This is a genomic window from Micromonospora sp. 067-2, assembly GCF_046549295.1.
Classification (GTDB): domain Bacteria; phylum Actinomycetota; class Actinomycetes; order Mycobacteriales; family Micromonosporaceae; genus Micromonospora.
Map to the genome: position 1 here is coordinate 33568 of NZ_JAJPWB010000015.1, position 20324 is coordinate 53891.

Sequence of the window (20324 nt, forward strand, 5' to 3'; positions counted from 1 at the left end):
AGACCATGGCGCCCGCCAGTTACGCACAACTGGACGGGCGCCATGGGTGTACGCCTTACAGCTCGGTGGTCGAGCCACCGGCGGCGGCGATCTTCTCCTTGGCCGACGCGCTGAACGCGTGCGCCGACACCTGGAGCGCCACCCCGCCGAGGTCCCCGGTGCCGAGGACCTTGACCGGGTGACCCTTGCGGACCGCACCGGACTCGACCAGCTCCAGCGGGCCAACCTGGCCGCCGTTCGGGAACAGCTCGGCGAGCCGGTCCAGGTTGACCACCTGGAAGACCACCTTGAACTTGTTCTTGAAGCCCTTCATCTTCGGCAGGCGCATGTGGATGGGCATCTGCCCACCCTCGAACGCCGCCGAGATGTTCTTGCGGGCCTTGGAACCCTTGGTACCGCGACCAGCGGTCTTGCCCTTGGAACCCTCACCACGACCCACGCGGGTCTTCGCGGTCTTGGAACCGGGCGCCGGGCGCAGGTGATGCACCTTGATCGTCATTACTCGACCTCCTCGACCTTCACGAGGTGGCTCACAGTGAAGATCATGCCGCGGATCTCGGGCCGGTCCTCCTTGACCACCACGTCGTTGATCCGCTTGAGACCGAGCGAACGCAGCGACTCACGCTGGTTGTGCTTGGTCCCGATCCCGGACCGGAGCTGGGTGACCTTCAGACGTGCCATCAGCGTGCCACCCCCGCACGCGACGCCAGCATGGCGGCCGGCGCGACGTCCTCGACCGGCAGGCCACGACGCGCCGCGACCTGCTCGGGGGACTCAAGCCCCTTCAGGGCCGCCACGGTGGCGTGCACGATGTTGATCGGGTTCGACGAGCCGAGGCTCTTGGAGAGCACGTCGTGGATCCCGGCGCACTCCAGCACGGCACGCACCGGACCACCGGCGATGACACCCGTACCGGCCGAAGCCGGCTTGAGCAGCACGACGCCAGCGGCGTCCTCACCCGTCACCGGGTGCGGGATCGACTGGCCGATACGCGGAACCTTGAAGAAGTGCTTCTTGGCCTCCTCGACACCCTTGGCGATGGCCGCGGGCACCTCCTTGGCCTTTCCGTAGCCCACGCCGACCGTGCCGTCGCCGTCGCCGACGATCACGAGGGCGGTGAAGCTGAAGCGACGACCACCCTTCACGACCTTGGCGACGCGGTTGATCGCGACGACCCGCTCAAGGTGCGGGGTCTTCTCGACGGGCGCGTTTCCGCGGCCGCCCTCACGGCGGTTGTCGCGGCGACCACCCTCGTTGCCACCGGACCCGCCGCCACGGCGCTGTTGACCTGGCATCAGCAGCCTTCCTTATCTCTCGTGACGGGGTTGTTAGAACTCGAGCCCGGCTTCGCGGGCGGCATCGGCGAGCGCGGCGACGCGCCCGGCGTACCGGTTACCGCCGCGGTCGAAGACGACCTTGGAGACGCCGGCGGCCTTGGCACGCTCGGCCAGCAGTGCGCCGACCTTGCCGGCCAGGGCACTCTTGTCGCCCTCGGTCCCGCGCAGCGAGGCGTCCAGGGACGACGCCGACGCCAGGGTGTGACCCTTGGTGTCGTCGACGATCTGGGCGACCATGTGCCGCAGCGAACGGGTGACGACCAGGCGCGGACGCTCGGCCGTACCGTTGACGTTCTTGCGGACGCGGAAGTGCCGACGCGCACGCCCAACGGCGCGCTTGGCGGCAACGCCGCGGCGGCGCTTGAGCAGCGTGGCGCTCACTTCTTACCTGCCTTTCCGGCCTTGCGGCGGATGACCTCGCCCTGGTACTTGACGCCCTTGCCCTTGTAGGGCTCCGGCGGGCGGATCTTCCGGATGTTGGCGGCGACCTCACCGACCTGCTGCTTGTCGATGCCGGCCACGTGGAACAGGGTCGGCCGCTCCACCGTGAAGGTGATGCCCGCCGGGGCGGGGACGACCACCGGGTGCGAGAACCCGAGCGCGAACTCGAGGTCCGAACCCTTGGCGGTGACCCGGTAACCGGTGCCGGCGATCTCCAGGCTCTTGCGGTAGCCCTCGGTGACCCCGACGATCATGTTGGCAACCAGCGTACGGCTCAGGCCGTGGAGTTCCTTGGCCTTGCGCTCGTCGTTCGGCCGGTTGACGCTCAGCTGCCCATCCTCGGCCCGCTCGATCTTGATCGGCTCGGCGAGGGTGTGCTGGAGCTGGCCCTTGGGGCCCTTGACCTTGACGGTCTGCCCGTCGATCGTGATGTCGACGCCGGCTGGTACCGGGATCGACTTACGTCCAATTCGCGACATTTCTACCTGTCTCCCGTTACCAGACGAAGGCGAGGACTTCCCCGCCAACACTCCGCTTGCGGGCCTGCCGGTCGGTCAGCAGCCCCTGGGACGTCGAAATGATCGCCACACCCAGCCCACCGAGCACCCGCGGGAGCCCGTCCGACTTGGCGTACACCCGGAGACCGGGCTTGGACACGCGCTTGATGCCGGCCAGGCTCCGCTCGCGGTTCTGGCCGTACTTCAGCTCGACGACCAGTCGCTTGCCGACGGCGCCCTCCTCGGGCTCCTCGACCGACCAGGTGGCGATGTAACCCTCGGCCTTCAGGACCTCGGCGATGTTCGCCTTGATCTTGGAGTAGGGCATCTTCACCTGATCGTGGTACGCCTGGTTGGCGTTACGCAGACGCGTGAGCATGTCTGCGATCGGGTCGGTCATCGTCATGGATTTCGTCAGCCTTTCTCGCCGGGGTTCCCGGGGCATCAGCCCCGGGCCTACGGCGAAGAGCAATACCTAATCGGTGCAGGAGTTCCCGGCCGACGGCCGGGACGCGGTCGCCCTTACCAGGAAGCCTTGGACACGCCCGGCAGCTCACCGCGGTGGGCCATCTCCCGGATGCACACCCGGCAGAGACCGAACTTGCGGTAGACCGCCTTCGGACGCCCGCACCGCTGGCAGCGGGTGTACGCGCGAACCGAGAACTTCGGCTTCGCGGCCGCCTTGATGATCAGCGCCTTCTTGGCCATCTCAGTTCTCCTTGAACGGGAAGCCCAGGAGCTTGAGCAGCGCCCGGCCCTCGTCGTCGGTCGTGGCGGTGGTGACCACCGTGATGTCCATGCCCCGCTGGCGATCGATCCGGTCCTGGTCGATCTCGTGGAACACCGACTGCTCGGTCAGACCGAACGTGTAGTTGCCGTGCCCGTCGAGCTTGCGCCCGTCCAGACCGCGGAAGTCGCGGATACGCGGCAGCGCGATGGAGAGCAGCCGGTCCAGGAACTCCCACATCCGGTCACCGCGAAGGGTCACCTTCGCGCCGATCGGCATGCCCTCGCGGAGCTTGAACTGCGCGATGGACTTGGTCGCCCGCCGCACCTGCGGCTTCTGGCCGGTGATCGTGGCGAGGTCGCGGACCGCGCCGTCGATCAGCTTGGCGTCGCGAGCAGCCTCGCCGACACCCATGTTGACGACGATCTTGACCAGCCGCGGCACCTGCATGGGGTTGCCGTAGCTGTTCTGCTCACGCAGCTGCGCCACGATCTCGTTGCGGTACCGCTCCTTGAGGCGCGGCAGGGTCTTTTCGGTAGCCGTGGTCATCACAGGTCCTTACCGGTGCTACGCGCGATGCGGACCTTCTGGCCGTTGTCGTCGATCCGGTAACCGACGCGGGTCGGCTTGCCGTCGGAGTCCAGGACCTGCACGTTCGAGACGTGGATCGGGGCCTCCTGGGTGACGATGCCACCGGTCTTGGCGCCACGCTGAGTGGTGCTGATGCGAGTGTGCTTCTTGACGCGGTTCACGCCCTCGACCAGGACCTTGTCCTGCCGCGGGTAGGCCTGAATGACCTTGCCCTTGGCACCCTTGTCCTTGCCGGCGATGACGACGACCGTGTCGCCCTTCTTGACCTTCACGGTCACAACACCTCCGGCGCGAGGGAAATAATCTTCATGAACCGCTTGTCCCGCAGCTCCCGGCCCACCGGGCCGAAGATGCGGGTACCACGCGGGTCCCCGCCGTCCTTGATGATGACGGCGGCGTTCTCGTCGAAGCGGATGTACGAGCCGTCCGGCCGGCGCCTCTCCTTGGCCGTGCGAACGATGACCGCCTTGACGACGTCGCCCTTCTTCACACCGGCACCCGGGATCGCGTCCTTGACGGTGGCCACGATGACGTCGCCGATGCTCGCGTAGCGCCGACCCGAGCCGCCGAGAACCCGGATGCACAGGATTTCCCGAGCACCCGTGTTGTCGGCGACGCGCAGTCGCGACTCCTGCTGAATCACGTCTATCTCCTATGTCTGCCGGTTCTCCGGCCGCCGTGGCGACCGGAGCCTGGCGGAACCTACGCCCGACGTATCGCCGGGCTCGAGCCTTCGCTACTTGGCCTTTTCCAGGATCTCCACGATCCGCCAACGCTTGGTGGCGCTCAGCGGCCGGGTCTCCATGATGAGAACCCGGTCACCCGTGCCGGCGGCGTTCTGCTCGTCGTGCACCTTCAGCTTGGCCGTACGGCGCATGATCTTGCCGTACAGCGCGTGCCGAACCCGGTCCTCGACCTCGACCACGACGGTCTTGTCCATCTTGTCGCTGATCACCAGGCCCTCGCGGACCTTGCGGCGCGACCGCGCGGCGGCGGTGGCGGTCTCTTCGGTCATGATGCAGTCACCTCAGTCGGCGCGACCGAGAGCCCCAGCTCGCGCTCACGCATGATCGTGTAGATCCGGGCGATCTCCCGACGGATGACCTGCAGCCGCCGGTTGTTGTCCAGCTGCCCGGTTGCGGCCTGCACGCGGAGGTTGAACAGCTCCGCCTTGGCCTCCCGCAGCTTCGTGACCAGCTCCTCTTCGGAGAGCTCACGCAGCTCGGTCGCCTTAACGCCCGCTGCCATCAGGATTCACCCACTTCGCGCGTAACAATGCGGCATTTCATCGGGAGCTTGTGGATCGCGCGACGCATGGCCTCTCGCGCGGTCTGCTCGTTGGGGAAGGACATCTCGAAGAGAACCCGCCCCGGCTTGACGTTGGCGACCCACCACTCGGGCGAGCCCTTGCCGGAACCCATCCGGGTCTCGGCAGGCTTCTTGGTGAGGGCCTGGTCCGGGAAGATCGTGATCCAGACCTTGCCACCACGCTTGATGTGACGGGTCATCGCGATACGCGCCGACTCGATCTGCCGGTTGGTCACGTACGCCGGCTCGAGAGCCTGGATCCCGAACTCGCCGAACACCACCCGGTTGCCACCCTTGGACGCGCCACTGCGGTCCGGGTGGTGCGGCTTGCGGAAGCCCTTCGGGGGCTTGCGCGGCATCAGCATCTGTCAGCCCTCCTGCTGCGTTTCTGCCGGCTGAGTCGCGACGGCGGCGACCGCGCCGGTGTCGACCGGCTCACCGCTCGGCGTCTCGGCCTGCTGCGCGATGGTGGTCGCGGCAGCCCGGCCAGCCTCGGTGCCACCGGCGGTCGTGCCGGACGAACCGGACCGACCACGGCGCGGCCGCTCCGGACGGTCGCCACGCTCACCACGACGCGGGCGGGCGGGACCGGCCTCGGCCGGAGTCTCCCGACCAGGAACCGCGTCACCCTTGTAGATCCACACCTTCACGCCGATCCGGCCGAACGTGGTACGGGCCTCGAAGAAGCCGTACTCGATGTTGGCGCGGAGCGTGTGCAGCGGAACCCGACCCTCGCGGTAGAACTCGGTCCGGCTCATCTCGGCGCCGCCGAGGCGACCCGAGACCTGCACCCGGATGCCCTTGCAGACCGGGTTCTTCATCGCCGACTGCATGGCCTTGCGCATCGCCCGACGGAAGCTGACCCGGCTGGAGAGCTGCTCGGCCACGCCCTGCGCGACGAGCTGGGCGTCCGACTCGGGGTTCTTCACCTCGATGATGTTCAGCTGGACCTGCTTGCCGGTGAGCTTCTCGAGCTCGCCGCGGATCCGGTCGGCCTCCGCACCCTTACGGCCGATGACGATGCCCGGCCGGGCGGTGTGGATGTCGACCCGGACCCGGTCGCGGGTGCGCTCGATGTCGACCTTGGAAATGCCGGCGCGCTCCAGGCCCTTGGACATCATCCGGCGGATCTTGACATCCTCGCCGATGTAGTCCTTGTAGAGCTTGTCCGCGAACCAGCGGGACTTCCAGTCGGTCGAGATGCCGAGCCGGAACCCAGTGGGGTGAACCTTCTGACCCATTACTCGGCGTCCTCCGTCTTGCTCTGCGCTTCGGCCGGTGCGGCCTGCGTCGCCGGGGCGGCCTTCTTCGCCGCGGCCTTCCTCGGCGCTGCCGGCGCGACCGCCTCGACCGCCACGGTGATGTGGCAGGTGCGCTTGCGGATCCGGTAGGCCCGGCCCTGCGCCCGCGGCTGGAACCGCTTCATCGTCGGGCCCTCGTCCACGAACGCCTCGCTCACGAGCAACGCGTCGGGGTCCAGCCGCTCGTTGTTCTCCGCGTTGGCGATCGCGCTGGCGAGCACCTTGTACACCTGCTCGCTCGCAGCCTGCGGCGCGAACTGCAGCACCGTGAGAGCCTCCTTCGCGGGCAGGCCGCGGACGAGGTTGACCACCCGGCGCGCCTTCATCGGCGAGATGCGCACGTGCCGCGCAACCGCCCGCGCGCCCGGAAGCACCGGAGCGTCGCCCTTTCCTGGCATCGCTGTAACCCCTTGTTCCCTCTATCCGTATGCCCGCGGCGTCAGCGCCGACGGCTCTTCCGGTCGTCCTTCTCGTGACCCTTGAACGTGCGGGTCAGCGCGAACTCGCCGAGCTTGTGCCCGACCATCGCCTCGGTCACGAACACCGGGACGTGCTTGCGTCCGTCATGCACGGCGATCGTGTGCCCCAGCATCTCCGGGATGATCGTCGAGCGCCGCGACCAGGTCTTGATCACGTTCTTCGAGCCCTTGTCGTTCTGAACTTCCACCTTCTTGAGCAGGTGGTCGTCGACGAACGGGCCCTTCTTCAGGCTGCGAGGCATGTCTTATCTCCCTCAGCCGCGCTTACGCGTGGCGTAGCGACGGCGGACGATCAGCCGGTCACTCGGCTGGCCCTTACGGCGGGTGCGGCCCTCGGGCTTACCCTGCGGGTTGACCGGGTGGCGACCACCGGAGGTCTTACCCTCACCACCACCGTGCGGGTGGTCGACCGGGTTCATGGCGACACCACGGACGGTCGGGCGCTTGCCCTTCCACCGCATACGGCCGGCCTTGCCCCAGTTGATGTTCGACTGATCGGCGTTGCCGATCTCGCCGACGCTGGCGCGGCAGCGCACGTCCACACGCCGGATCTCGCCGGACGGCATACGCAGGGTCGCGTACGCGCCCTCACGGCCGAGCAGCTGGATTCCGACCCCGGCGGACCGGGCCAGCTTGGCGCCGCCACCCGGACGCAGCTCCACGTTGTGGATCGTGGTGCCGACCGGGATGTTGCGCAGCGGCAGGTTGTTGCCGGGCTTGATGTCGGCGCCCGGACCGGACTCGACGCGGTCGCCCTGCTTGATGTCCTTCGGCGCGAGGATGTACCGCTTCTCGCCGTCGGCGTAGTGCAGCAGCGCGATGCGCGCCGTGCGGTTCGGGTCGTACTCGATGTGAGCGACCTTCGCCGGCACGCCGTCCTTGTCGACCCGCTTGAAGTCGATCAGACGGTACTGGCGCTTGTGACCGCCACCGTGGTGCCGCGTGGTGATCCGGCCGTGGGCGTTACGCCCGCCCTTCTTCGGCAGCGGAGCCAGCAGCGACTTCTCCGGCGTGGACCGGGTGATCTCGGCGAAGTCGGCGACACTCGAGCCACGTCGGCCCGGCGTCGTCGGCTTGTACTTACGGATAGCCATTGTCTACACCCTTCAGCTGACCGGGCCGCCGAAGGCCTCGATACGGTCACCGTCAGCCAGCTTCACGATCGCCCGCTTGGTCGCCTTGCGCTGACCGAAGCCGGTCTTGGTGCGCTTGCGCTTGCCCTGGCGGTTGAGCGTGTTGACCGTCAGGACGCGGACGTCGAAGATCTGCTGGATAGCGATCTTGATCTCGGTCTTGTTCGCGTCCGGGTGCACCAGGAAGGTGTACCAGTTCCGGTTCAGCTCGCTGTAGCTCTTCTCCGAGACGACCGGCGCCACGATGATGTCGCGCGGGTCGGCGATGGTGCTCACTTGCCACCCTCCTCGGTGGTCTCGGCGGGCACACCCAGGAACTCGTCCAGGGCGTCCTTGGTGAAGACCACGTCGTCGGCCACCAGCACGTCGTACGTGTTCAGCTGGCCGGACTCGATGAGGTGCACCCGCGGCTCGTTGCGCAGGGACACCCAGTTCAGCTCGTCGGCGCTGCTGAGCACGACCAGGACCCGACGGGCCTCGGTGAGCTTGGTCAGCGTGGCCAGAGCCGCCTTGGTCGACGGCTTCTCGCCCGAGACGAACGCCTCGACGACGTGCACCTGCCCGGCGCGGGCCCGGTCGGAGAGGGCACCCCGCAGAGCGGCGGCCTTCATCTTCTTCGGGGTCCGCTGGCTGTAGTCGCGCGGCACGGGACCGTGCACGACGCCACCGCCGGCGAACTGCGGCGCGCGGATCGAGCCCTGGCGGGCGCGACCGGTGCCCTTCTGCTTGTACGGCTTCTTGCCGCCACCGGCGACCTCGCCGCGGGTCTTGGCCTTGTGCGTGCCCTGTCGGGCCGCCGCGAGCTGGGCCACCACGACCTGGTGCATCAGCGCGACGTTGGCCTGCACGTCGAAGATGTCCGCCGGCAGCTCGACGGAGCTGCTGGTGGTGCCTTCGACGGTGCGCACGTCAACGGTGGTCACTTGGCCGCACCGCCCTTCTTCACCTTGCTCTTGGCCGCGGTACGGACCAGAACCAGCGCGCCCTTGGGACCAGGAATGGCACCACGGACGAGCAGGAGGTTGTTCTCGGTGTCGACCGCCTGGACGGTGAGGTTCTGCACGGTGTAGCGCACGCCGCCCATCCGGCCGGCCATCCGGGTGCCCTTGAAGACACGACCCGGAGTGGCGCAGGCGCCGATGGAACCGGGCGAGCGGTGCTTGCGCTCGACACCGTGGCTGGCGCGCAGGCCGTGGAAGCCGTGCCGCTTCATCGGGCCGGCGTAGCCCTTGCCCTTGGTCTTGCCAGTGACGTCGATCGTGACGCCCGCCGGGAACTCGTCGACCGTGACCTCCTGGCCGAGCGAGTATTCCCCAGCGTCCGTGGTGCGCAGCTCGACGATGTGCCGGCGCGGCGCCACGTCCGCCTTCGCGTAGTGCCCGCTGATCGGCTTCTTGACCTTGCGCGGGTCGATGATGCCGTACGCCAGCTGGACCGCGGAGTAACCGTCCTTCTCGGCGCTACGAACCTGACTGATGACGCACGGGCCGGCCTCGACCACGGTCACGGGAACAACACGGTTGTTGTCCCAGACCTGGGTCATGCCGAGCTTGGCGCCCAGGATCCCCTTGACTTGCCTGTCCATTTGTCCGGTCCCTACAGCTTGATCTCGATGTCGACGCCAGCCGGCAGGTCGAGGCGCATGAGCGAGTCGACCGTCTTCGGAGTCGGGTCGATGATGTCGATCAGCCGCTTGTGCGTGCGCATCTCGAAGTGCTCGCGCGAGTCCTTGTACTTGTGCGGCGAGCGGATAACGCAGAAACGGTTGATCTCCGTGGGCAGCGGCACCGGGCCCGCGACCTGCGCCCCGGTGCGCGTCACCGTCTCGACGATCTTCCGAGCCGAGGAGTCGACGACCTCGTGGTCATAGGCCTTGAGCCGGATGCGGATCTTCTGTCCCGCCATGGTGGCTTCTGTTCCTTCTCTCGATGCCGCTGTGTTGCGGGCGCCTGTACCGGCTGGCACAGGCCCACTTCGCCGACCCCCGCGGTCGGGCGTGTCGCGCCCTCGGACCGGGCTCCGCCCCGGAACTCCGGAGCGGTGCTGACCGCGCGGTGGGTCAAGGCGCCGATCGCATTACCGCGACCTGAACGCCGTGCGAGGGTGGTTGGCGACTGGGCCGCCAACCACCCCACGCTCGACTGTCTCGTCACCCGGAGGTTCAGCGAAAGCAGAACACAGGTGACAATCTGTCGTTACGCAACCTGACTAGTATGCCGCACGACCGGCGGCGGGTCTAATCGGGGTTACCTAGTTCACTTGACGATGGTGGTGACGAACCCGGCGCCGACGGTGCGGCCACCCTCGCGGATCGCGAACTTGAGGTTCTCCTCCATGGCGATGGGCTGGATCAGCTTCACCGACATGGTGGTGTTGTCACCCGGCATGACCATCTCGGTGCCCTCGGGAAGGGTGACGACACCGGTGACGTCCGTGGTCCGGAAGTAGAACTGCGGGCGGTAGTTCTGGAAGAACGGGGTGTGCCGGCCGCCCTCCTCCTTGGAGAGGATGTAGACCGTCGCCTCGAACTCCGTGTGCGGGGTGTTCGAGCCCGGCTTCACGACGACCATGCCGCGCTCGACCTCGTCGCGCTTGGTGCCACGCAGCAGCAGGCCGACGTTCTCGCCTGCGCGGGCGTCGTCCAGGGTCTTCCGGAACATCTCGATCGCGGTGACCTTGGTCTTGAAGCTCTTCTCCTTGATACCGACGAGCTCGACATCCTCGTTCGGCAGGAGAACGCCGCGCTCCACACGACCGGTGACGACGGTGCCACGACCGGTGATCGTGAAGACGTCCTCAACCGGCATCAGGAACGGCTTGTCGACCTCGCGCTCCGGCTGCGGGATCGAGGTGTCGACCGCGGTCATCAGGTCCAGCAGCTTGCCGGTCCACTCGGGGTCACCCTCGAGGGCCTTCAGCGCCGAGACCCGGACGACCGGCAGGTCGTCACCCGGGTACTCCTGCGAGGAGAGCAGCTCACGGACCTCGAGCTCGACGAGCTCCAGGAGCTCCTCGTCATCGACCATGTCGCTCTTGTTCAGCGCCACGACGATGTACGGCACACCAACCTGACGGGCCAGCAGCACGTGCTCGCGGGTCTGCGGCATCGGGCCGTCGGTCGCCGCCACCACCAGGATCGCGCCGTCCATCTGCGCGGCACCGGTGATCATGTTCTTGATGTAGTCGGCGTGCCCGGGGCAGTCGACGTGCGCGTAGTGCCGCGCCTCGGTCTGGTACTCGACATGCGCGATCGAGATCGTGATGCCGCGGGCCTTCTCCTCCGGCGCCTTGTCGATCTCGTCGAACGGCGTGTAGGGGTTCAGGTCCGGGAACTGGTCGTGCAGGACCTTGGTGATGGCCGCCGTCAGCGTCGTCTTACCGTGGTCGATGTGACCAATGGTGCCGATGTTGACGTGCGGCTTAGTCCGCTCGAACTTAGCCTTCGCCACTGGTGTCCTCCTGTGGACTTCTTGGTTCGTACGCCCGGCGCGCCGGTCGGCGCTTAGGACTCTGTCGACAGCCTTTCCGGCCGAACGGCCGGGAAGCTTTTGTGGGTTCTGCGGCGATGAAGCCTACAGGCCCGGTCTCACGCGATCCGATCGTGGTGGCCGCGGGCGGGGAAAACCTCCCGCGGCCGACCACGAATCACCTGCTCAGGACGGTTACTCGCCCGTTGCCTTGGCGATGATCTCCTTCGCGACGCTCTGCGGAACCTCGGCGTAGGAGTCGAACTGCATGCTGTAGCTAGCCCGGCCCTGGGTCTTCGACCGCAGGTCGCCGACGTAGCCGAACATCTCCGACAACGGCACCAGAGCCCTCACGATGCGGGCGCCACTGCGCTCCTCCATCGCCTGGATCAGGCCGCGGCGGGAGTTGAGGTCGCCGATGACGTCACCCATGTTCTCCTCAGGAGTGGTGACCTCAACGGCCATCATCGGCTCGAGCAACGCCGGGTCGGCCTTGCGGGCCGCGTCCTTCATCACCATCGAGCCGGCGATCTTGAATGCCATTTCCGACGAGTCGACCTCGTGGTACTGGCCGTCCAGCAGGGTCAGCTTGACACCGACCAGCGGGAAGCCGGCGAGGATCCCGTACTGCAGGGCGTCCTGCGCACCCGCGTCCACCGACGGGATGAACTCCCGGGGGATGCGGCCACCGCTGACGCCGTTGGCGAACTCGTAGGTCGGCGAGTCGTTGTCCAGAGGCAGCGGCTCGACGCTCACGATGACCCGGGCGTACTGGCCGGAACCACCGGTCTGCTTCTTGTGGGTGTACTCGACCTTGTCCACCTTGCGGCGGATGGTCTCGCGGTACGCCACCTGCGGCTTGCCGACGTTGGCCTCGACGTTGAACTCGCGGCGCATCCGGTCGACCAGGATGTCCAGGTGCAGCTCGCCCATGCCGGAGATGACCGTCTGACCGGTCTCCTCGTCCAACCGGACGCGGAAGGTCGGGTCCTCCTCGGCCAGGCGCTGGATGGCGGTGCCCAGCTTCTCCTGGTCGGACTTGGTCTTCGGCTCGATCGCCACCGAGATGACCGGCTCCGGGAACGTCATCGACTCCAGGATCACCGGGTTCGCCGGGTCGGAGAGGGTGTCGCCGGTGGTGGTCTGCTTGAGACCCTGCACGGCGATGATGTCGCCGGCCTGCGCCGACGGACGCTCTTCCCGCTTGTTGGCGTGCATCTGGTAGATCTTGCCGATCCGCTCCTTGCGGTCCTTGGTGGAGTTGACCACCTGGGAACCGGATTCGAGCAGGCCGGAGTAGACCCGGACGTAGGTGAGCTTGCCGAGGTGCTTGTCCGTCTGGATCTTGAAGGCCAGACCCGCGAAGGGCTCCGACTTGGACGGCTTGCGCAGCAGCGGCGTCTCGCCGTCGGTGGCCGTGCCCTCGATCGCCGGAACGTCCAGCGGCGACGGCAGGAAGTCGACCACGGCGTCGAGCATCGGCTGGACGCCCTTGTTCTTGAACGCCGAGCCGCAGAGCACCGGGTTGGCCTTGCCAGCGATGGTGGCGCGCCGGATGGCGGCCTTGATCTCCTCGACGGAGACCTCCTCGCCTTCCAGGTACTTTTCCATCACCGCGTCGTCGACGTCGGCCAGGGTCTCCATCAGCTTCTCGCGCCACTCGGCCGCGGAGTCGGCCAGCTCGGCCGGGATCTCCTCGATCGTGTAGTCGTCACCCTTCTGGGTCTCCCCACGCCAGGTGAGGGCGCGCATGCCGATGAGGTCGACGACACCGATGTGGTCACCCTCGAGCCCGATCGGGATCTGGAGCACCAGCGGGGTGGCGTTGAGCCGGTCGATCATCATCTGCACGCAGCGGAAGAAGTCGGCGCCGGTCCGGTCGAGCTTGTTGACGAAGCACATCCGCGGGACGTTGTACTTGTCGGCCTGCCGCCAGACGTTCTCCGTCTGCGGCTCCACGCCGGCGACACCGTCGTAGACCGCTACCGCACCATCCAGCACCCGCAGCGACCGCTCGACCTCGACCGTGAAGTCGACGTGTCCGGGCGTGTCGATGATCTGGATCGTGTGGCCCTTCCACTCACACTTGGTAGCAGCGGAGGTGATGGTGATGCCACGCTCCTGCTCCTGCTCCATCCAGTCCATGACGGCAGCGCCCTCGTGGACCTCACCGATCTTGTACGTGATACCGGTGTAGAACAGGATCCGCTCGGTGGTCGTGGTCTTACCGGCATCGATGTGCGCCATGATGCCGATGTTGCGTACGTTGGCGAGCGCGTCTGCGGCGGCCACTTCAATCCCTACTTATCGTCGTCTCGACTCAACTGGTGGCGGTTCCGGCGCCCGAAGGCGCCGGAACCAGGGTGTTACCAGCGGTAGTGCGCGAAGGCCTTGTTGGACTCGGCCATCTTGTGCGTGTCCTCGCGCCGCTTGACGGCGGCACCGAGGCCGTTGCTCGCGTCCAGCAGCTCGTTCATGAGCCGCTCGACCATGGTCTTCTCGCGCCGGGCGCGAGAGTAGGTGACCAGCCAACGCAGGCCCAGCGTGGTCGCCCGGGTGGGGCGGACCTCGACCGGAACCTGGTAGGTGGCGCCACCGACACGACGGCTGCGCACCTCGAGGGTCGGCTTGACGTTGTCCATCGCCCGCTTGAGGGTGACGACCGGGTCGGTACCGGACTTCTCGCGGCAGCCCTCGAGGGCCGCGTACACGATCGTCTCGGCGAGCTGACGCTTGCCGCGCAGCAGGATCTTGTTCACCAGCTGGGTGACCAGCGGCGAGTTGTACACCGGGTCAGCGACCAGTGGCCGCCGCGGAGCGGGTCCCTTACGCGGCATGTCAGCTCTTCTCCTTCTTCGCGCCGTAACGGCTGCGCGCCTGCTTGCGGTTACGGACACCCTGGGTGTCCAGCGAACCGCGGACGATCTTGTAACGCACGCCGGGGAGGTCCTTCACCCGGCCGCCGCGAACGAGCACGATCGAGTGCTCCTGCAGGTTGTGACCGACGCCCGGGATGTAGGCGGTCACCTCGATCTGGCTGCTGAGCTTCACACGAGCGACCTTGCGCAGCGCCGAGTTCGGCTTCTTCGGGGTGGTGGTGTACACGCGGGTGCACACGCCGCGCCGCTGAGGGGAACCCTTCAGCGCCGGGGTCTTGGTCTTGGTCGTCTTAGCCTGGCGGCCCTTTCGGACCAGCTGCTGAATCGTGGGCACCGGGTTTCTCCGCTCCCTTCGGCCGCAGTGTTGCGGCCGCGCCGTCTGCTCGTTAGCCGGCCTGATGACCGGCTCTCCTACATTCCGACCAGGGCCACCTTGCGGAGGCCCCGGCACCCGCGGTCGGGCGTGTCGCCCCACTCACGGTCCCGGTACGGACGCTTCCGCGGGCGTACCGGGTTTTGTTCACCGGCACGCGGATCGCCCCGCCCCGGATCTGGCTTGTCGTGCCGCGGTCCGGAATCCGGATCCAGCGCACGCACGAGTTGCCCGGGCACGCCCGGGCACAAGGGGAAAGAGTACCTACCACAGCCGGCCAGGTCAAAACGGAATGGCCCGGCGACGTCTCACACCCGCCAGCCCGATCTCGTTCTGCCCCGTCGCCCGCAGCGGGCACCTACGGGGACAAGTGTACCGGCTTCCCCGCAGGGTCACCCGTCGCCCCCGGACCGGGACCGGAGAGCCGGCGCGCCATCTGCGCCGATCCGGCCGGGGCCCGGGTGATCAGCCTCACGTCAGGGAGATCACCAGGGCCAGACCCAGGCCCAGCAGGCTGAGCAGCGCTCCCGCCGCACCGCAGCTGATACCGGCCACCGCCAGCCCCCGGCCGCTGAAGCGGACCCCGGGTGGTGGAGCGGGCCGGCGCATCTGCCGCTGACCGAGCAGGCCCGAGACGATGGCGGCCACCCCGGCCAGCACCCCGAGGACCGCGAACGCCCCGGACGCCCAGGCCCCGGCGTCGGCCGCGAAGGCCACCCCGATGCAGATCACCAGCAGCGCGACCAGGATCGACGCGATCCCGGCCACCAGCGCCCCGACGGCCAGCCCGGAGGTGACCGGTGGCACGTCCAGGTACACCACGCCGAACGGCGTTCCCGGCACCTGCTCCACCCGCTTCGGCGGCCGCCGCTGATCGTCCGAGGGCGGCGGCACCCCCCCGCCCGGCGCCGGGCCCCAGCCGGGGCCGCGCCCCGCCGGTGGCTGTCCCCAGCCCGGCGGCGCCGCGAACCCGCCCGTCGGTCCGGAGGACGGCTGACCCCAGCCGTGCGGCGACGACTGCGGCGCCCCGGAGACCGGGTACGGCTGAGCTGGGCGGAGCGGGTTGGCTCCGCCCCAACCGGACGGCGACGCGTGCGGGGGCTGTGCGCCCCAGGCGGGCGCGGCCGGCACCGGGGCGCTCCACTGGGGCGAGGACGTTGGCGTCGTACCCGGGTCGGGAAAGGTGGCCGGCGGGCCCGGCTGCCCACCCGGGTCGGGCCGCGCCCAGGCGCTCGGCTCGGACCGGCCCGGTGCCTGGTCCGGCGCGCCAGGATGCCCGGCCGGTTCGTCCGGGGGCCGCGCCGGTTCCGTCACGAGGTCCTCCTGTCGACAGGGCCGCCACCGCCGCGCGGCGGACACCCGCCAGGCTACCGCCGAGGGTGCCGCCGCCCACGCCGGGCGGCCGCGGGCGGCTCAGTCCATGTTCGCGGGGTAGTCGTGACCGAACGGCGCGCCGGCCAACCGGACCACGCCGATCACCACCGCGGCCACCACGCTGACCACAACCAGCACCAGACCGGCCCAGGCTAGCCGCTCCCCCCGCCGCAGCCACGCGCTGCCGGTCAGAAAGCCCCCCGAGGCGTACGCCTCCCGGCGCGCCTGCCGGGCCAGCTGGAGCGCCACCGTGGCGGGCACGACCCCGCCGATGAACAGGCCGGTCAACAGGCCGAGCAGCCCCAACGCGAAGACCGCCCGAGCCTTCGTGGCACGGGCGGGGTCGGGATCCAGCGGGTGTCGCAGGTCCTGCTGCGCCACGGACACCTGCCCGGGTGCGGTCGTCATGCCTCCATCATGCCGAACCCGGCCCGCGGGTGGGCCGGTCCGGATGCGACGAGGCCCCCGGCGGATGCCGGGGGCCTCGTCGTCGTTGGTGCTCGGTGCTCAGCGGTACGACCCGAAGTCGAAGTCGTCCAGCGGCACGGCCTGCCCACTGGACGGCCCGAATCCGTAGTCGGTCTCCGGGTAACCGGTCATCGAGTAGACCTTGGCCTTGGCCTCCTCGGTCGGCTCCACCCGGACGTTGCGGTACTTGCTGATACCGGTACCGGCCGGGATGAGCTTTCCGATGATCACGTTCTCCTTGAGGCCGACCAGCGAGTCGCTGCGCGAGTTGATCGCAGCGTCGGTCAGCACCCGGGTGGTCTCCTGGAAGGAGGCCGCCGAGAGCCAGGAGTCGGTGGCCAGCGAGGCCTTGGTGATACCCATCAGCACCGGACGGCCGGCGGCGGGCTCGCCGCCCTCCGAGACGAGCCGGCGGTTCTCCGACTCGAACAGCGCACGGTCGACCAGCACACCCGGCAGGAACTCGGTCGAGCCGGAGTCGATGACCGTCACCCGCTTGAGCATCTGGCGAATGATGATCTCGATGTGCTTGTCGTGGATGAGCACACCCTGCGAGCGGTAGACCTCCTGGACCTCCTGGGTCAGGTGGACCTGGACCGCGCGCGGGCCGAGGATGCGCAGCAGCTCGTGCGGGTCGATGGTGCCCTCGGTGAGCTTCTCGCCGACCTCGACGTGACCGCCGTCGTGGGTCCGCAGCCGGACACGCTTGGAGATCTTGTCGTAGACGATCTCCTCGCTGCCGTCGTCCGGAACCACGATGATCTTCCGCGAGCGCTCGCCGTCCTCGATCCGGATCCGGCCGGGGGTGTCGGCGATGGGCGCCTTACCCTTCGGGACCCGGGCCTCGAAGATTTCCTGGACACGCGGCAGACCCTGGGTGATGTCCTCACCCGCGACACCACCGGTGTGGAAGGTACGCATCGTCAGCTGCGTACCCGGCTCACCGATCGACTGGGCGGCGATGATGCCGACCGCCTCGCCGACGTCCACGGTCTTGCCGGTCGGCAGCGAACGCCCGTAGCAGGCACCGCAGACACCCAGCTTCGACTCGCAGGTGAGCACGCTGCGCACCCGGACCGTCTCCACGCCGGCGGCGACGATCTTGTCGACCCCGATGGAGTTGATGTCCTGACCCCGCTCGGCGACCACGGTGCCGTCGGGCCCCTTGATGTCGTCGGCCAGGGTACGGGCGTGCACGCTGGTCTCGGCGTGCTCGTGCACGACCAGCTTGCCGCCCTCCAGGCGCTCGCCGATCTGCATCGGGATCGCCCGGTCGGTGCCGCAGTCCTCCTCGCGGATGATCACGTCCTGCGAAACGTCCACCAGACGACGGGTCAGGTAACCCGAGTCGGCGGTCCGCAGCGCCGTGTCGGCGAGACCCTTACGAGCACCGTGCGTGGAGATGAAGTACTCCAGCACGGACAGACCCTCCCGGTAGCTGGCCTTGATCGGCCGCGGGATGATCTCGCCCTTCGGGTTGGCCACCAGACCACGGATCGCCGCGATCTGCCGGAGCTGGAGCAGGTTACCGCGAGCACCCGAGTGGATCATCTTCCACAGTGGGTTCTCCTGCGGCAGCGCGGTGTCCATCTCCTTGGCGACCTCGTTGGTCGCCTTGGTCCAGATCTCGATGAGCTCGCCGCGACGTTCCTCGGCGGTCATCAGACCACGCTGGTACTGCTTGTCGATCCGGTCGGCTTCCTTCTCGTACTTCGCCAGGATCTCCGCCTTACGCGGCGGAGCGATGACGTCCTCCATGCCGATCGTGACGCCGGACCAGGTGGCCCAGTGGAAACCGGCCTCCTTGAGCCCGTCCAGGGTGGCGGCCAGCGCCACCTTGGGGAAGCGCTCGGCGAGGTCGTTGACGATCGCGGAGAGCTGACCCTTGCGGATCTCGTAGTTCACGAAGCGGTAGCCCTGCGGCAGCGTCTCGTTGAACAGCACCCGACCCAGGGTCGTGTCCACGGTCAGCGGGTCACCCTCGACCCAGCCCTCCGGGGCGGTCCACGGCTCGGCACCGGCGCCGTTGTCGACACCGACCACGCCGCGCAGCCGGATCCGCACCGGCGCCTGCAGGTGCAGCTCGCCGTTGTCGAAAGCCATCCGCGCCTCGGCGTCCGAGCTGAACGCCCGACCCTCGCCCTTCTCACCGGGGGTGAAGTGGGTGAGGTGGTAGAGGCCGATGACCATGTCCTGGGTGGGCATGGTGACCGGCTTGCCGTCGGCCGGCTTGAGGATGTTGTTCGACGACAGCATCAGGATCCGTGCCTCGGCCTGGGCCTCGGCGGACAGCGGCACGTGCACCGCCATCTGGTCACCGTCGAAGTCGGCGTTGAACGCCGTGCAGACCAGCGGGTGGATCTGGATGGCCTTGCCCTCGACCAGCTGCGGCTCGAAGGCCTGGATGCCCAGACGGTGCAGGGTCGGCGCCCGGTTGAGCAGCACCGGGTGCTCGCCGATGACCTCTTCCAGCACGTCCCACACGACCGGGCGCTGCCGCTCGACCATCCGCTTGGCGGACTTGATGTTCTGCGCGTGGTTGAGATCGACCAGCCGCTTCATCACGAACGGCTTGAACAGCTCCAGGGCCATCTGCTTGGGCAGACCACACTGGTGCAGCTTGAGCTTCGGGCCGACCACGATGACCGAACGGCCGGAGTAGTCGACGCGCTTGCCCAGCAGGTTCTGGCGGAACCGGCCCTGCTTGCCCTTGAGCATGTCGGACAGCGACTTGAGCGGGCGGTTACCCGGGCCGGTGACCGGCCGGCCGCGACGACCGTTGTCGAACAGCGCGTCGACGGCCTCCTGGAGCATCCGCTTCTCGTTGTTGACGATGATCTCGGGCGCGCCGAGGTCGATCAGCCGCTTGAGGCGGTTGTTCCGGTTGATCACGCGGCGGTACAGGTCGTTCAGGTCCGAGGTCGCGAACCGGCCACCGTCGAGCTGCACCATCGGGCGCAGGTCCGGTGGGATGACCGGGACGCAGTCCAGCACCATGCCGAGCGGCGAGTTACGGGTGTTCAGGAACGCCGCCACGACCTTGAGCCGCTTGAGCGCCCGGATCTTCCGCTGACCCTTGCCGGACCGGATGGTCTCCCGCAGGCTCTCGGCCTCGGCGTCGAGGTCCATGTTCTGGACCAGCGCCTTGATGGCCTCGGCGCCCATGGAACCGGTGAAGTACTCACCGAACCGGTCGCGCAGCTCGCGGTAGAGCAGCTCGTCGGTGACCAGCTGCTTCGGCTCCAGCTTGCGGAAGGTGTCCAGCACCTCGTCCAGGCGGTCGATCTCGCGCTGGGCCCGGTCGCGGATCTGGCGCATCTCGCGCTCTCCGCCCTCCTTGACCTTGCGCCGGACGTCCGCCTTGGCACCCTCGGCCTCCAGCTCGGCCAGGTCGGCCTCGAGCTTGGCGGCGCGCTTCTCGATCTCCGAGTCGCGGCTGTTCTCGGACTGCCGCTTCTCGGCCAGGATCTCGTTCTCGATCGTCGAGAGGTCGCGGTGACGCGACTCCGCGTCCACGCTCGTCACGACGTACGAGGCGAAGTAGATGATCTTCTCGAGGTCCTTGGGGGCGAGGTCCAGCAGGTAACCCAGCCGGCTCGGCACGCCCTTGAAGTACCAGATGTGGGTCACCGGAGCGGCCAGCTCGATGTGACCCATCCGCTCGCGACGGACCTTGGAGCGAGTCACCTCGACGCCGCAGCGCTCACAGATGATGCCCTTGAACCGGACGCGCTTGTACTTACCGCAGTAGCACTCCCAGTCCCGCTGCGGACCGAAGATCTTCTCGCAGAAGAGCCCGTCCTTCTCCGGCTTCAGGGTGCGGTAGTTGATCGTCTCAGGCTTCTTGACCTCGCCGTGCGACCACTGACGGATGTCGTCGGCGGTGGCGAGACCAATGCGCAGCTCGTCGAAGAAGTTGACGTCGAGCACTATGTCCCCTATGTCGTCG

At 68.0% G+C, this 20324-nt stretch carries 28 protein-coding genes; all 28 read right to left on the reverse strand.

Annotation, left to right across the window (positions count from 1 at the left end):
• Positions 1-55: 55 nt before the first annotated feature.
• Positions 56-499: a 50S ribosomal protein L15 gene (gene rplO / locus ACLJN9_RS29870; protein ID WP_112584816.1), complete on the reverse strand. Its 444-nt coding sequence runs from the start codon at positions 497-499 to the stop codon at positions 56-58.
• Positions 499-681: a 50S ribosomal protein L30 gene (rpmD, locus tag ACLJN9_RS29875; RefSeq protein ID WP_007465262.1), complete on the reverse strand. Its 183-nt coding sequence runs from the start codon at positions 679-681 to the stop codon at positions 499-501. Before rpmD ends, rplO begins: the two co-directional genes overlap by 1 nt.
• Positions 681-1295, reverse strand: coding sequence for a 30S ribosomal protein S5 (gene rpsE, locus ACLJN9_RS29880; RefSeq protein ID WP_007465263.1), 615 nt, complete (start codon positions 1293-1295; stop codon positions 681-683). The genes rpmD and rpsE overlap by 1 nt, the downstream gene beginning before the upstream one ends.
• Positions 1296-1328: 33 nt before the next feature.
• Complete coding sequence (gene rplR / locus ACLJN9_RS29885) at positions 1329-1718, reverse strand: 50S ribosomal protein L18 (RefSeq protein ID WP_410815035.1); 390 nt, start codon at positions 1716-1718, stop codon at positions 1329-1331.
• Positions 1715-2257, reverse strand: a complete 543-nt coding sequence (rplF, locus tag ACLJN9_RS29890) for a 50S ribosomal protein L6 (protein ID WP_410815036.1) — start codon at positions 2255-2257, stop codon at positions 1715-1717. The genes rplR and rplF overlap by 4 nt, the downstream gene beginning before the upstream one ends.
• 16 nt (positions 2258-2273) lie before the next feature.
• Positions 2274-2681, reverse strand: a complete 408-nt coding sequence (rpsH, locus tag ACLJN9_RS29895; RefSeq protein ID WP_007465270.1) for a 30S ribosomal protein S8 — start codon at positions 2679-2681, stop codon at positions 2274-2276.
• A 116-nt stretch (positions 2682-2797) separates the two neighbouring features.
• On the reverse strand, positions 2798-2983 hold the full coding sequence (locus tag ACLJN9_RS29900) for a type Z 30S ribosomal protein S14 (RefSeq protein WP_007465272.1): 186 nt from the start codon (positions 2981-2983) through the stop codon (positions 2798-2800).
• Between the two features lies 1 nt (position 2984).
• The gene (gene rplE, locus ACLJN9_RS29905) at positions 2985-3551 is read right to left on the reverse strand and encodes a 50S ribosomal protein L5 (RefSeq protein ID WP_124776994.1); all 567 of its coding nucleotides are present in this window, start codon (positions 3549-3551) and stop codon (positions 2985-2987) included.
• Complete coding sequence (gene rplX / locus ACLJN9_RS29910; protein ID WP_172899047.1) at positions 3551-3871, reverse strand: 50S ribosomal protein L24; 321 nt, start codon at positions 3869-3871, stop codon at positions 3551-3553. Before rplX ends, rplE begins: the two co-directional genes overlap by 1 nt.
• Positions 3868-4236: a 50S ribosomal protein L14 gene (gene rplN, locus ACLJN9_RS29915; protein ID WP_023358185.1), complete on the reverse strand. Its 369-nt coding sequence runs from the start codon at positions 4234-4236 to the stop codon at positions 3868-3870. The genes rplX and rplN overlap by 4 nt, the downstream gene beginning before the upstream one ends.
• A 93-nt stretch (positions 4237-4329) precedes the next feature.
• Entirely contained in the window at positions 4330-4608 is a 279-nt protein-coding gene (rpsQ, locus tag ACLJN9_RS29920) for a 30S ribosomal protein S17 (protein ID WP_030489590.1), read from the reverse strand.
• Positions 4605-4841 carry a 50S ribosomal protein L29 gene (gene rpmC / locus ACLJN9_RS29925; RefSeq protein WP_357006882.1) on the reverse strand — a complete coding sequence of 79 codons (237 nt, stop codon included), beginning with the start codon at positions 4839-4841 and terminating at the stop codon, positions 4605-4607. The genes rpsQ and rpmC overlap by 4 nt, the downstream gene beginning before the upstream one ends.
• The gene (rplP, locus tag ACLJN9_RS29930) at positions 4841-5266 is read right to left on the reverse strand and encodes a 50S ribosomal protein L16 (protein ID WP_053653940.1); all 426 of its coding nucleotides are present in this window, start codon (positions 5264-5266) and stop codon (positions 4841-4843) included. The genes rpmC and rplP overlap by 1 nt, the downstream gene beginning before the upstream one ends.
• A 3-nt stretch (positions 5267-5269) precedes the next feature.
• Positions 5270-6142 carry a 30S ribosomal protein S3 gene (rpsC, locus tag ACLJN9_RS29935; RefSeq protein ID WP_410815037.1) on the reverse strand — a complete coding sequence of 291 codons (873 nt, stop codon included), beginning with the start codon at positions 6140-6142 and terminating at the stop codon, positions 5270-5272.
• Positions 6142-6600 carry a 50S ribosomal protein L22 gene (gene rplV, locus ACLJN9_RS29940; RefSeq protein WP_089018943.1) on the reverse strand — a complete coding sequence of 153 codons (459 nt, stop codon included), beginning with the start codon at positions 6598-6600 and terminating at the stop codon, positions 6142-6144. The genes rpsC and rplV overlap by 1 nt, the downstream gene beginning before the upstream one ends.
• Before the next feature lie 41 nt (positions 6601-6641).
• Positions 6642-6923 carry a 30S ribosomal protein S19 gene (gene rpsS, locus ACLJN9_RS29945; RefSeq protein WP_007465299.1) on the reverse strand — a complete coding sequence of 94 codons (282 nt, stop codon included), beginning with the start codon at positions 6921-6923 and terminating at the stop codon, positions 6642-6644.
• A 12-nt stretch (positions 6924-6935) separates the two neighbouring features.
• Positions 6936-7775, reverse strand: a complete 840-nt coding sequence (gene rplB / locus ACLJN9_RS29950; RefSeq protein WP_355590466.1) for a 50S ribosomal protein L2 — start codon at positions 7773-7775, stop codon at positions 6936-6938.
• A gap of 12 nt (positions 7776-7787) precedes the next feature.
• Positions 7788-8090, reverse strand: coding sequence for a 50S ribosomal protein L23 (gene rplW, locus ACLJN9_RS29955; protein WP_088998352.1), 303 nt, complete (start codon positions 8088-8090; stop codon positions 7788-7790).
• Positions 8087-8737 carry a 50S ribosomal protein L4 gene (gene rplD / locus ACLJN9_RS29960; protein WP_410815038.1) on the reverse strand — a complete coding sequence of 217 codons (651 nt, stop codon included), beginning with the start codon at positions 8735-8737 and terminating at the stop codon, positions 8087-8089. The genes rplW and rplD overlap by 4 nt, the downstream gene beginning before the upstream one ends.
• Complete coding sequence (gene rplC / locus ACLJN9_RS29965) at positions 8734-9399, reverse strand: 50S ribosomal protein L3 (protein ID WP_328420545.1); 666 nt, start codon at positions 9397-9399, stop codon at positions 8734-8736. Before rplC ends, rplD begins: the two co-directional genes overlap by 4 nt.
• Before the next feature lie 11 nt (positions 9400-9410).
• Positions 9411-9719 carry a 30S ribosomal protein S10 gene (rpsJ, locus tag ACLJN9_RS29970; protein WP_007073037.1) on the reverse strand — a complete coding sequence of 103 codons (309 nt, stop codon included), beginning with the start codon at positions 9717-9719 and terminating at the stop codon, positions 9411-9413.
• A gap of 350 nt (positions 9720-10069) precedes the next feature.
• On the reverse strand, positions 10070-11263 hold the full coding sequence (tuf, locus tag ACLJN9_RS29975) for an elongation factor Tu (RefSeq protein WP_410815040.1): 1194 nt from the start codon (positions 11261-11263) through the stop codon (positions 10070-10072).
• A gap of 213 nt (positions 11264-11476) precedes the next feature.
• The gene (fusA, locus tag ACLJN9_RS29980) at positions 11477-13573 is read right to left on the reverse strand and encodes an elongation factor G (protein ID WP_410815041.1); all 2097 of its coding nucleotides are present in this window, start codon (positions 13571-13573) and stop codon (positions 11477-11479) included.
• 74 nt (positions 13574-13647) lie between these two features.
• Positions 13648-14118, reverse strand: coding sequence for a 30S ribosomal protein S7 (gene rpsG / locus ACLJN9_RS29985; RefSeq protein WP_030489583.1), 471 nt, complete (start codon positions 14116-14118; stop codon positions 13648-13650).
• Position 14119: 1 nt separating this feature from the next.
• On the reverse strand, positions 14120-14494 hold the full coding sequence (rpsL, locus tag ACLJN9_RS29990; RefSeq protein WP_007465318.1) for a 30S ribosomal protein S12: 375 nt from the start codon (positions 14492-14494) through the stop codon (positions 14120-14122).
• A gap of 510 nt (positions 14495-15004) precedes the next feature.
• Positions 15005-15385, reverse strand: a complete 381-nt coding sequence (locus ACLJN9_RS29995; RefSeq protein ID WP_410815077.1) for a phage holin family protein — start codon at positions 15383-15385, stop codon at positions 15005-15007.
• Between the two features lie 561 nt (positions 15386-15946).
• Positions 15947-16315 (reverse strand): hypothetical protein, encoded by a 369-nt coding sequence (locus tag ACLJN9_RS30000; protein ID WP_410815042.1) that lies wholly within the window; start codon positions 16313-16315, stop codon positions 15947-15949.
• A gap of 99 nt (positions 16316-16414) precedes the next feature.
• Positions 16415-20305, reverse strand: coding sequence for a DNA-directed RNA polymerase subunit beta' (locus ACLJN9_RS30005; RefSeq protein WP_410815043.1), 3891 nt, complete (start codon positions 20303-20305; stop codon positions 16415-16417).
• Between the last annotated feature and the right edge of the window lie 19 nt (positions 20306-20324).